The 239-nt window shown below is 62.8% G+C and carries 1 protein-coding gene; it reads right to left on the minus strand.

Going from position 1 to position 239, the window contains the following annotated elements; genetic code table 11:
- Positions 1-239 (minus strand): immunoglobulin-like domain-containing protein (locus C6382_RS24075; protein WP_158262126.1); only part of this gene is annotated, 239 nt, incomplete at both ends.

The raw sequence follows: 239 nt of genomic DNA on the forward strand, positions 1-239 counted from the left end.
GTGGTGTCGACCACCGTCGAGGTTGCCGAGCTGTTGCCGACTTCCAGCTTTTCAAAGCCAGGGCCGTTGACGCCGGTGATCGTGGCGGTCAACGCGCTGCCGTCCTTGTAGACGTCTTCGCCGTTGCTAGCCGGAACCGTCAGGGTGCCCGTGGTCTGACCATCGGCAATGGTGATCACGCCACGGTCGGTGGTGATCGTGGTCACGCCTTGGGAGGCATGGCTCAGTGTGGCAGTGAA

This window comes from Pseudomonas sp. BBP2017, from assembly GCF_003024385.1.
Taxonomy (GTDB): Bacteria; Pseudomonadota; Gammaproteobacteria; order Pseudomonadales; family Pseudomonadaceae; genus Aquipseudomonas.